The organism is Paenibacillus hodogayensis (assembly GCF_039536325.1).
Lineage (GTDB): Bacteria > Bacillota > Bacilli > Paenibacillales > NBRC-103111 > Paenibacillus_AB > Paenibacillus_AB hodogayensis.
In genome coordinates this window covers 70,037-82,335 of the sequence record NZ_BAAAYO010000008.1, presented here as the reverse complement: position 1 = coordinate 82,335, position 12,299 = coordinate 70,037, and the positions used below count along the sequence as shown (strand labels likewise).

General features: G+C 56.7%; 5 protein-coding genes. 3 read left to right on the top strand and 2 right to left on the bottom strand.

Features of this window, described 5'->3' with window-relative positions:
- Nucleotides 1–237: 237 nt before the first annotated feature.
- On the top strand, nucleotides 238–1,254 hold the full coding sequence (locus tag ABD796_RS16130) for a ribose-phosphate diphosphokinase (protein WP_344909200.1): 1,017 nt from the start codon (nucleotides 238–240) through the stop codon (nucleotides 1,252–1,254).
- Between the two features lie 336 nt (nucleotides 1,255–1,590).
- Here ABD796_RS16130 and ABD796_RS16125 read toward each other — a convergent pair whose 3' ends face one another.
- On the bottom strand, nucleotides 1,591–1,896 hold the full coding sequence (locus ABD796_RS16125; RefSeq protein ID WP_344909197.1) for a hypothetical protein: 306 nt from the start codon (nucleotides 1,894–1,896) through the stop codon (nucleotides 1,591–1,593).
- A 182-nt stretch (nucleotides 1,897–2,078) separates the two neighbouring features.
- Here ABD796_RS16125 and ABD796_RS16120 point away from each other — a divergent pair, with 182 nt between their 5' ends.
- Complete coding sequence (locus ABD796_RS16120; protein ID WP_344909195.1) at nucleotides 2,079–7,016, top strand: carbohydrate binding domain-containing protein; 4,938 nt, start codon at nucleotides 2,079–2,081, stop codon at nucleotides 7,014–7,016.
- A 136-nt stretch (nucleotides 7,017–7,152) separates the two neighbouring features.
- On the opposite strand, the gene ABD796_RS16115 is transcribed toward ABD796_RS16120, so the two are convergent.
- Entirely contained in the window at nucleotides 7,153–8,472 is a 1,320-nt protein-coding gene (locus tag ABD796_RS16115; RefSeq protein WP_344909193.1) for an extracellular solute-binding protein, read from the bottom strand.
- A 471-nt stretch (nucleotides 8,473–8,943) separates the two neighbouring features.
- Here ABD796_RS16115 and ABD796_RS16110 point away from each other — a divergent pair, with 471 nt between their 5' ends.
- Nucleotides 8,944–11,970 (top strand): heparinase II/III domain-containing protein, encoded by a 3,027-nt coding sequence (locus ABD796_RS16110; RefSeq protein WP_344909191.1) that lies wholly within the window; start codon nucleotides 8,944–8,946, stop codon nucleotides 11,968–11,970.
- Nucleotides 11,971–12,299 lie beyond the last annotated feature (329 nt).

The window sequence follows — 12,299 nt, the reverse complement described above, 5'->3', positions numbered from 1 at the left end:
TCCGGAATGAAACGGATAGCTGCAAGATTCGGTTGCTATAGTCGATACGAGCATTATATGTAAACCGCGCCGGATTGACAGGTACAAACTCATACGTGCAGGAAATATCGACGTTTGTATAGCACCGTGTTTGAAGGAAATGTAAAACAATTCTCAATATTCGATGTTCAAGCCCTAGATGAGGGCGGTATAATGATAGTATGTAGAGAATTGAATAGTGAAAGAGGAGGCGAGAGGATGAACCGCGATAGCGAAATCAAGATTTTTGCAGGAAGCTCGGGAGCCGCTTTTGCCTCGAGCATATGCCGGTATTTGAACGTCGAGCTGGGACGGTCGGAGACGATTACGTTTTCCGAAGGCAATACGTTCGTTCGCATCGGTGAAACGGTCCGCGACAAGGACATCTATCTCGTTCAGTCCATCGGATTGAAGCCGAATGACGAGTTCGTGGAAATCTTGTTCTGGATCGATGCGTTCAAACGGGCCAGCGCCAACACGGTGACGGTCATCATGCCGTACTTCAGCTATGCCAAAGGCGACAAAAAGGACGAGCCCCGCGTGTCCATCCGGGCGCGAGTCTGTGCGGAGTCGATCGAGCTGGCCGGGGCGGATCGCGTGGTGGCGATGGATTTGCACAGTCACCAGATTCAGGGCTTTTTCAAAAAGCCGGTCGATCACATATTCGCTCTCCCCGTTCTGACGGAAGCGATCTTGCGGATGGGGTTAACCGATCCCGTCATCGTCTCGCCGGATGCTGGCTTTGCCAAGCAGGCGCGGAAATTCGCCGATTACCTCGGGTATCCTCTGGCCATCGGCATCAAAACGCGCAAAGACCATCACGAGCGGGCCGAGATGCTCGATATTATCGGTGATGTTCACGGCAAAACCGCGGTCATCGTCGACGATTTTACGATATCCGGCGGAAGTCTGATCGAACTGTCGAAAGGGCTGCTGCAGCGGGGAGCGAAACGTATCGTGGCTTGCCTGTCGCATCTGCTGATCAATGAAACGGCTGTCCGCAAGCTGGAGGAGAGCGCGATCGAGTTGATCGTCGGCACCGATTCCGTACTCAACCCGCATCTTGCGCACAGCTCCAAAATCCGCCTCGTATCCGCGGCTCCGCTATTCGGAGAAGCGATCGGCCGGATTCATACGCGCGATTCGGTATCCCCGCTGTTTGATCGGGTACCGGACCGTGTAATCGCCAGCTCGCTGGCCGGTTGGGAAAGCGGTCCCGCAGGGGGACAGGCGTAAGCCGGTAAAGAAGGACGCGGCCGGCATCCGGATGGAACAGGCAAACCTGCCAAGGTGCCGGTTCGGGCGGGTGCCTACCGTGTATTAAAAGACGAAATAAAGTCCTTCCCATAAAGCGGGCGGTCTGCCAGAATAATAGTATTCGCCTCCATATATTTCCTTTCCTCGGGCGAGCGATTCGCCTCAAGCCGGAAGCGAACGATCCCGCAGCCAGATGCCTCCAGATTCTTCAAGATGCCTCCAGATACCTCCAGATACCTCCAGATGCCTCCAGATGCCTCCAGAAAACACCTAGTATAGAACTGCGATCGCGACGGGTTCAGAAAAGCGGCCTAATCACGGATTATTTAATACCGGTTCTTTACAGGTTGAATCCGGTAGGTGAAACAGGCGCGATTTTGCAACCCGAGGACTGCCGCGCAGCGCAGCGCCCGCAAGCCAGGCGAACAGCGCCGAAGAGATTCGAATGATGCGGATCTTCGGTGCGACGCGAACCGTGGAACACAATCGGGGAAGGGAGGAAATTGACAAAAGACACACCCGCTCCGGACTATACAAGTTGAACGAAATCACTTCCTGGAAATGGCCAAGTGAAATGGAGAAAGGGATCTGCCTTGCAGCGAGTTCTGGCTTCAACTCCATTCCGCTTAGTCTTTTTCAATCCAGGAGTTGAAAACAACATGTCTGAGCAGCAAGGCAGTCCTTTTCGGAATGAAATGGGCTTCCCAAACATTCGTTCAACTTATTTAACCGGAGTCATTAGACCAGATAAGGACGGGACGGAGAAGAAACCATCGGAACAATAATAAAGGACTGGTGGTACAATGAATCTACTGGGTTCGAAACAAACGATACGCGGCATTGCCGTACTGATGACGATTCTGCTTTGCCTGGGCGCTATACCGGGCTTCGTGCTCCAGCCCGTCCGCGCCGGGGCCGAGGAGCTGCCGGCGCTGCTCAACGGAGGCTTCGAGCAGATTGCGTCGGGAAGACCGAAGGACTGGACGTATGTCAGCGGAACCGTGGAATCGTCAGCGGAACAGAAAAGAAGCGGAGCGCTTAGCGTCAAGCTGACCGATCTTAGCGCAACGGCATCCACGGCATTGCGCAGCGTCTCGATTCCGGTGACGGCCGGCCAAACGTACAGCGCCAACGTGTACTCCTACAATACGCAAGGTGTGTCCCAACTGTATTTGGAGTTTTGGGACGCCAGCAACAACTACACCAAAATTTATACGGGCAGCAATTCGACGCTCAATCAGTGGAGCCCCATTCAAGTAAGCGGAGTCGCTCCGGAGGGGACGGTACGAGCCAATCTGCGTTTATATTTGCATGTGGCGAACGTTGGAACCGCTTACTTCGATGACGCTTCGTTTTCCCGGGTAGTAACCGGTCCCCAACCTGCTTTACTAAACGGCGATTTGGAGGAATTGGAGAACGGCCGCCCGAAATACTGGAATATGGCCGCTACCACCCAGACGACGACCGAGCAGGTGTACTCCGGCTCGTACAGCGTAAAGATCGACGACCCGAGCAGCACGGCGGGCGTGACGGTGCGCAGTAACCAGATCGCGGTTACGCCGGGCCAGAAATACGACGCATCCGTCTGGTCGTACAATTTGCAAGGAGTCTCGCAGCTGTACGTGGAGTTTTGGGATGCAAACAACAACTACACGACGATCCTGACGGCTACGAACGATGCGTTGAACGTATGGCGGCAAATGCGCATTCAAGGCGTGGCGCCGGAAAATTCGGCGTATGCCACGGTAAGGTTTTATTTGCATGCTGCCAATGTAGGCACCGCCTACTTTGATGCCGCCACCTTTCGCGAGGCTCCGCCCGCGCCTTCTTCCAGTCTGACGAACGGAAGCTTCGAATGGCTCAAGCAAGGCAAGCCGTTCGGCTGGAGCGAGACGGACGGAGCCGCCCAATTGACGCAAGCGCAAGCAGTGGACGGGGCGAACAGCGTTAAAATCGCTTATTCCGGAACGGGAGCGTCGCCCGGCTTGCGCAGCCAGCCGGTAACTGTCAGTGCGGGGGATCGTTATGTGGCGTCGGTTTACGCTTCCGTGTACGCCCAGACGTATGCGCCAGACGGCATTCCCGCCTTGCGGCTGGAATTTCGCGATAGCGACGGCGTGCTGATCGACTCGGCAGCCGGGGTGACAGGCAGCGTGTACGGCGTATGGCAGCAACTGGTTGCGAGCGGCAGTGCGCCTGCCGGTACGGCTACCGCTACGGTAAAGCTGGCCATGGACCCGGCTCGCCCGGGGGCGGCGTACTTCGATGATGTACGGCTCCAGCGGACAAGCGCGACGACGGGCAATAAGACGCGCGCGACCTACTACACGCCGGCGAAGGTGGCGGCGGCCAGAGATAACGTGGGGCAGTACAGCTGGGCCCAAAGCGTCCGCGACGGCGTGCTCGTGCGGGCGAACAAATATTTGGCCAAAGGACTGGATTTCTTGTGGGATTCGGTACCCGGACCGAACTTGCCGCGCAGCTACGGCGTCAACCAGGTGCTTGGCAGTCCGATTACCGGAAGGGGTATCGATGTCTACGGCAATTATCCGTACAAGGCCGATGCGCTGAACGATCCGTGGAAAATCGTCGACCCGAGCAGCGGCTACAAATTTCCGACGAACGATTTCGGCGCTTACTACCGAAGCGGTCTGGACGATCACGGCCTATTCCAACCTGCGCTTGCGGACCGCAGCTTGCTTGTCAACACGCTCTATCCGGAGAAAGGTCCAACATGGGGCGTAGACGACGGCTTCGGCTGGGTGGACGATAACGGCAACCGGTACACGTTCATCGCTTATTACACGCACTGGTTCCTTTGGTACGGAACAGGTATGATTCAGGATGCGCTGCAAGCGTTCCGCGACGCGTACCTGTATACCGGAGACGTGAAGTATGCCCGCGCGGGGGCGGCGCTGCTCGACCGGGTGGCCGACGTGTATCCGGATATGGACACGATGCTGCACGACAAGACCGTTTATTTGAACTCGCACGGCGGCACCGGCTTGGGGAAAGCGGTCGGATCGATCTGGGAGACGGGGCTCGTGAAAGATTTTATTTCGGCTTACGACGCTTTCTACCCGGCGATGGACGATGCGCAGCTGATCTCATTTCTGGACGGAAAGGCGTCGGAATACCGACTGATCTACGGCAAAGGAACGGCGGGGGCAATCCGCCGCAATATCGAGGACGGCATCATCCGGCAAGTGTTTCCGGCCGTCAAGGCGGCGCGTATCCGCGGCAACGACGGGATGCATCAGAGCGCCCTGGCGATGGCGGCTGTCGTCTACGATACGCTTCCCGAGACGAAGCAATGGCTGGATTTTACGTTCCAAACGGGGGGCAATACCTCGAACCCGCCCGGGGTGACGGGCGGCAATATTTTGAATACGCTGATCAGCGTGGTCGACCGCGACGGTAACGGCAACGAGGCGTCGCCGGGCTACAATGCGCTGTGGCTTTCTTCCGACCAGCTGACGGCCGATATTTTGGAAGGCTACGATTTATATCCGAACGCGGATTTGTACGACAACGTCAAGTTCCGCAAAATGTTTTCCGCATTCTACCCGCTGCTGTTGAGCGAGAAATATACGGCGAACATCGGGGATACGGGCTCGACAGGCAATCCGGGCATATCGGTGCTCAAAATCGCGGATATGGTCAAGGCGTTCGATAAATTCGGCGATCCGGTCTATGCGCAGCTGGCGTATTTCTTGAACAACAACCGCGCAGACGGCATTCATTCGGACATCTTTACGGCGAATCCGGGCGATATCGCGGAACGCATCCGCAGCGCCGTCGCTACGCACGGTCCGTTACATTTGGACAGCAGCAATTTGACCGGGTACGGCTTTACCGCTCTGCGCGACGGGGCCAACGTGTTCAATAGCTTTGGCTTGTCGTACGGGTTTCCGGGGATGAGCATTTCTTCCAACAATACCGACGTGAAGCTGTTCGAGGCGTCGGGGACGATGCAGCTGGAGGCCGGCGCTCCGGGCTCAGCGGTAACCTTCGATTTCCATGTTGCCGAGACCGACGACTATGAAATCGATCTGCTGCCGTTTATCGCGCCTTCGTACGGCATTTACCGCATTTCGATCGACGGACAGCCGATCGCGGTGCTGGACTTCTACGGCGGCTCCAATTCGAATACGTTCGAGGTGCTCGGACAGAAGGTGCTCACGGCGGGCACGCACCAGATCAGCTTCGAGGGTATCGGCAAAAACGCCGCATCCAGCAACTACAAGATGGGCGTGCGCAGCTTGAATCTGCTCGATGCACAGGCGAGGCAGGCGCGGGACGAAGCGGGACCGCAGGGCAATACGCTGCGCGACATGTGGATGTATTACGGGCGCAATACGGGGCACGGCCATCGCGATACGCTGAATCTGGGCATCCACGCGTTCGGTCTCGATCTGTCGCCGGACCTCGGCTATCCGGAATTTGCCGACAGCGTGGATATGCACCGGGCGCAATGGGTCGTCAATACGATCAGCCATAATACCGTCGTGGTGGATAAAAAGAAGCAGGGCGCCCAATGGGTCGCCGATCCGAAGCATTTCGACGACAGCGGCATGGTGAAGCTAATCGACGTGGAGGCGCCCAAGGTATACCCGCAAACCGAGCTGTACAAACGGACGACCGCCATGGTCAAAATCGATGAGGCCAACTCCTACGCCGTCGATTTCTTCCGCGTCAAGGGCGGAAGCGATCACCATTTCAGCTTTCACGGCGCCGAAGGAACGGCCACGGCGACCGGTCTCAATATGGTGGCGCAGCCGACGGGGACCTATGCAGGGCCCGACGTCGCATACGGCCAGCGCGTAGACGATGTGGCAGGGTCCGGCTATATGGGAAGCGGTTTTCATTATCTGAAGAACGTATCGCGGGACAGCAGCCCGCCCGCCCAATTCAGCATTGACTGGAAAGCGGTCGATACGTGGAAGGTGCTGCCAACGCCGGCGAACATCCACCTGAGGCTGACGATGCTAGGTCAGGTGGACGACGTGGCGCTCGCCGACGGTGTGCCCCCACAGAACAAGCCGGGCAATCCGGGGACGCTGCGTTACTTCGTGGCGCACCGCAACGGCACCGATCTGGACAGCGTGTTTACCTCGGTCATCGAGCCTTACCGGGACAATCCGACGATTGCGTCCATCGTACCGGCAACGGTGAAGCTCGGCGGCGTTGCCGTCACCGGCAATGAAGCGAAGGCCGTGAAGGTTACGCTTGCCAACGGAAGAATCGACTATATCGTAAATGCGCTGCAGCGGAATATCGCGTATACGATTGACGACAAGCTGCAATTCAAAGGATTTCTGGGCGTGTTTTCCGAGCTGAACGGCGAGGAAGTGTATCGCTATGTGAACGACGGCTCGTATATCGCCCCGATCGCGGAAACGGTTGCCGATGCGGCCGGTGCGCTGCAAGGAACGGTCGTAAGCTTTACGTATGAGCCTTCCGTGCACAATGAGATTGTGGTCGCTATGGATACGTCCGGAACAAGCGCGGAGGATTGGATCGGCAGTACGATTTACGTAGAGAACGACGGGGTGCGCAACGCAGCGTACCGGATCGCCGGGGCGCTCGACCTCGGCAGTGGACTATACAAGCTGGATATCGGAGACAGTACGCTGATCCGCTCGTTCGTCAATCCGAATAATTTCGGTCAAGGCTACATGTACGATATTGCCCAGGGTGCGACATTCCGCATTCCGCTCGCGCGGCACATCAGCCGCTGACAGACGCTCCATAAGGGCCGACGAAGCGTTCGACGGATTCCCTTCGTCGGGTAATACAAAACCTCCAGCGCCATCCGATGGCTGCTGGAGGTTGATTTTTGACTGCCGAGAAGCGTGCTCCTACGGCTATGCTGCATTACTTCTTCAAGCCTTTCGTTTCCTCGATTTTCTTGTTCGTGGCCTCTGCCGCTTCGCGCAGGGCGGTATTGAGATCGACGCCCTTCGTGGCGATGTTCGTCAGCGCGGCGTTCAATTGTTGGGCGGCTACGACCTGGAATTCGGTAATGTTGGACATTTTGGCATGCTTCGGGAACAGCGCGGTCACATTTTGACCGTTGTATTTCGGGAAATCTTTGCCGTAGTTCAAGTACATCTTCGGATCGTTCAGCGCGGTTGCCAAGCCTCTTGAGTTGAGCGAAGTCTGGAACTCGTCGGAAATAATAAACTTCATCACCTCGAAGGCAGCATCGCGATGCTTGCTCGTCGAGCTCATGTACCAATAGTTCGGAAATACTTGCGGTCCGACGTTCGGAATATCCGGGAAATCGGGGATGCGCACCACACCCCAGTTTTTGACGCCCTCGCCCGGGGTAAACCCGCAGCAGCCGGTATAGTTTGTGGCCATCGCCACCGTTCCTTTGGTGTTGAAGTTGGCCACCGTCGCCTGGGCGACATCGACGTTCGGAATGGTCATAAACTTGGTCATCGTTTGAACGATTTTTTTCCACGGATCGGTTTCGAAGCTGGCTTTGAACGTTTTCGGATCGACGAGATCGAGGGAATACTGGTTGACTTGCAAATAGCTTAAATTATCGTTGGCGAAGCCGTAATATTGGACACCGCCGTCGCTGCGGGTGAGCCTGGTCGCCAAATCGTACACTTCGTCCCAAGTGATGCCGTCCTTCGGGTACGGTACGGCGAACTTGTCGAACAGGTCCTTGTTGTAGTACAGGCCGGACGTGCCGACGAAAGCAGGCAGGCCGTAAATGCCGCCGTTCGCCAGCTGGCGCTGCAATTCCACGACGGTTGGCTCGATCCGATTGAGATCGAACTTGTCTTTTTTGATCAGATCCGTAATGTCGTTCTGCAGGTTCAGGTTCAGCATCGAAGTATGGAAGGCGGTATAGGCCCCGAAGGCGATATCGAGGGGGCCTTTGCTGCCGATGTAGTCGGTAATGCTGGATTCGGCAGGGAAATGCAGCTTGAACGTAATATGAGGGAACTTCGGGTACAAATATTTGCCGTACGTATTGTCGAACCAGTCGATGTTTTGTCCGCTCAGGCTGTACAGATGCAGTTCGACGGGCTCCTGCGTTTTTTTCTGCTGAGCTTCATCGCCCGGTTTGCCGTCGACGGTAGAGGGAGTCCCTGCGGGACTCGTGCCGCAAGCCGAAACGACGACGGCGGCGAGGGCCGTGAGGGTAAAAATCCGGCCGTATTTTTTGTGCAGTTTCACATACATGCCTCCTTCGGTTCATGGGGTGTTGCAATCGCTATCATTTTCTCGGGTCAAACGCCTTGCCTCGGAACAGGCAGCCCTGCCGAACAAGGCCGGTATGCATCCCCATGCGCTTAGTGAATAGGATAGGGGTATATAGCCAGTATCAAGAAGTTTGATTAAAAGCGCTTACATTCTTTTGACTGATTATTCACCACCTTTGCGGATATATCGGCTTGTTCGAATCCCGAGATGGTCGCAGGTGTCCGAAATGGGATGCAGGAAGCGATGACGTATTGATTTAATTATAGGTAACCGGTAAAAATTTACAAGTATACAACAAGTATATTTTTGGTCTATATGTTGTCTATAAATCAAATATCGTTGTATTCGCTGGAAATGTATTCTATATAATTAAGAGAAGAGGAAAGCTGGCGGAGAAGGCCTGTCCGATAGGAATAGCGGCTTCTGCCATGAGGAGCGTTGACGATGACGAATCGGAAAACAAGAGCGACCTACTACACGCCGGGGAAGGTTTCCGCCGCCCGGGACAATGTGCGGAATTACGCATGGGCGGCCGCGCTGCGCGACGCGGCGGTAAGCAAGGCGGAAGCCTTCGTCGCCTTGGGGCTGGACTTTTTGTGGGAAGCGGTGCCGCCGCAAACCGTCCCGCGCAGCTACGGGGTCAACCAAGTGCTGGGCAGTCCGATAACCGGACGGGAGATCGACAAGTTCGGCAATTACCCGTACATGGCGGATATTATTCAGGAGCCGTGGAAGATTCTCGATCCGAGCAGCGGACTAAAGTTCCCGAGCAACGACTTCGACGCCTTTTACCGGAGCGGGCTGGACGAAGGCGGCATGTTCAGGCGGGAGCGTGCCGACCGGAGCCTGCTCGTCAATTCGCTCTATCCCGACAAAGGTCCCGGCTGGGGAGTGGACGACGGGCTCGGCTGGATCGACGACAGCGGAAACGTCTATACGTTTGTCGCCTATTACGCGCACTGGTTCGTTTGGCACGGCCGCGACAGTCTGATCGAAGGGGCGTTGACCGCCTGCCGCGACGCCTTCCTCTACACCGGGGACTTGCGCTACGCCAGGGCGGGAATCGTCTTGCTGGACCGGGTGGCCGACGTATACCCGGAGCTGGACATTGCGGCTTATGACCGCGCCATCTTCCTGAATTCGGACGGACGCAAAAACAAAGGGAAAGCGATCGGCTCGATCTGGGAAACCTTCCTTGTCAAAATATTTATCCAGGCATACGACGCCTTCTTTCCCGTTATGGACGATGCGGAGGTTGTGGCGTATTTATCGGCAAAGGCCCGCCAATGCGGATTGAGCAACCCGAAAAGCAGCGGAGCCGATATACGGCGGAATGTGGAGGAGGGCATCCTGCTTCAGATTTATCCGGCCGTGAAGGCGGCGCAAATATGCGGCAACGACGGCATGCACCAAAGCGCGCTGGCGCTGGCGGCCGTCGTATACGATACGCTGCCGGAGACGAAGGAGTGGCTCGACTTCACCTTCCGGACGGGCGGCCTGGCCTACGATCCGTATCAGGTGACCGGAGGCAACATTCTGAATTCGCTGATCTCCAATGTGGATCGGGACGGCCACGGCAATGAGGCTTCTCCCGGCTATAACGGCTTATGGCTTGCGATGCATCAGCTGACGGCGGATATTTTGGACGGCTACGACTTGTACCCGGAGGCCGATTTGTACAAGAACGCCAAGCTGCGCAAAATGTTTTCCGCTTTCCCTCCGCTCCTGCTCGGCGAGCGGTACACGCTGAACGCCGGAGACACGGCCGCAACCGGAAATCCGTATATCCAGGTAAGGCTGGACGATATGCTCAAGGCGTTCGACCGGTTCGGGGACCCGCTATTTGCGCAGGTCGCCTATAGGCTGAACGGCAATCGCACGGAAGGACTGCACCTCGACGTCTTTACGGCGAACCCGGAGCACATTGCCGAGCGAGTCGGACAAGTCATCGGGGAACTTGGTCCGTTGCAGCTGGAGAGCACCCATTTGAGCGGCTACGGCTTTACCGCCCTTCGCGACGGCGACGCTTCGCGCCGTACGCTCCGAAATTTGTGGCTCTATTACGGCCGCAATACCGGGCACGGCCACCGGGACACGCTCAATATCGGCGTTCACGCCTTCGGACTGGATTTAACTCCGGATCTCGGCTATCCCGAATTCGCCGATTTTTTCGATATGCACCGGGCTCAATGGGTCATTAACACGATCAGTCATAATGCCGTCGTGGTGGACAAAAGCAAGCAGCAGGGACAGTGGGTCGCGGAGCCCCGCCATTTCGACCCGACCGGTCAAGTGCAGCTGATCGATGTGGAAGCGCCGAAGGTATATCCGCAGACGGAGCTGTACCGGCGGACGACTGCGATGATTCGGGCGGACGGCGACAACTCGTACGCTGTCGACTTTTTTCGCGTAAAAGGCGGCCGCGACCATCATTTCAGCTTCCACGGTCCGGAAGGCCCGGCAACGACGGAAGGACTGAGTCTCTCCGCGCAGCCGTCCGGCACTTATGCGGGGGCGGACGTGGCCTACGGACAGCGGGCGGACGACAAGGACGGTTCGGATTACAACGGGAGCGGTTTTCATTACTTGACCCGCGTGGAGCGGGACGGCAGCCCGCCTAGCGGCTTTAGCGTCGATTGGCAGGCTTGCGATACATGGAACGTATTCGGCGGTGGAGCGGCGGTGGAGACGGATGTCCATGTCCGGCTGACGATGCTGACGGATGCGGCCGAAGCGGCCTTGGCCGACGGCATCCCGCCGCAAAACAAACCCGGCAATCCGCAGAAGCTGCGCTACCTGATCGTCCATCGGCACGGGGAAGGGCTTGACAGCTTATTCGCTTCCGTAATCGAGCCGTACAAGGGCAGCCGGTTCGTGACCTCCATAACGGCTGCCGCGGTACGGAGAGACGGGGTGCTTGTAACCGGCAGCGAGGCCGCGGCGGTCAAAGTTACGCTGAAAAGCGGCCGGACGGACTATGTCGTCTCCGCGCTCGACCCGGATATTGCGTATACGGTGGACGACAGACTGCATTTCCAGGGCTGTTTCGGCGTCTATGCGGAGCGGGAGGGGACACGGGATTTCGTCTACGTGCACGACGGCCGTCTGTTTGCTCCGCTTACCGACTCTGTCCCGCATGAAGCCGCCGGGGCGGTCGAAGGTACCGTTGTAGATTTCACCAGAACGCTGACGTCGCATAACGAGCTGCTCGTTCAAACGGCTGGAGAGAGCTTCGATCCGGCGGAGTTGACCGGCAAGACGGTATTTGTGGAGAATGACGGCCAACGCAATGCCGTTTACCGGATCGTCGGCGCGGCGGCGCTTGGAGACGGCCGCTTCCGGCTCGATATCGGCGATTCGACGTTGATTCGCGCCTTTGCCGACGAACGCGATTTCGCCAAAGGGTATTTGTACGATATTGAAGCAGGGGCGGCACTTCGCATCCCGTTGACGCGCTTCGAGCGCGCGTAAAGCGATCTAGGAACCGTCCGAGACTGCCGGCGCGAAGCGGCAGTCCTGGACGGCAGTTCTTTTTTAATTGGGTATTGACTGCTGGAAATTCAAGACATACAATAGGGTTACGTGTAGAGAACGTTCTTTAATGCCATCACTATCTATACGTGTAAATATGCGATAGGGAGGTGCTTTCGTTTTTATCCAAGGTTGGACGGATAAGCGTTTTCCTTGACAGGCTGGAGAAGAGTGCTTTACTGCGAGAAAGCGCTATCATCATCCTGTGAAAAAGTTTCGATGGAATGAACAGTGTGCAAGGGGTTTGTCGGTAAAGAAGATCCGAGTCC

What these genes read in the sequence shown, in the direction of transcription:
- ABD796_RS16130 (WP_344909200.1), top strand. Translation starts at nt 238, where the DNA reads ATGAACCGCGATAGCGAAATCAAGATTTTTGCAGGAAGCTCGGGAGCC.
- ABD796_RS16110 (WP_344909191.1), top strand. Translation starts at nt 8,944, where the DNA reads ATGACGAATCGGAAAACAAGAGCGACCTACTACACGCCGGGGAAGGTT.
- ABD796_RS16120 (WP_344909195.1), top strand. Translation starts at nt 2,079, where the DNA reads ATGAATCTACTGGGTTCGAAACAAACGATACGCGGCATTGCCGTACTG.
- ABD796_RS16125 (WP_344909197.1), bottom strand. Translation starts at nt 1,896, where the DNA reads ATGGAGTTGAAGCCAGAACTCGCTGCAAGGCAGATCCCTTTCTCCATT.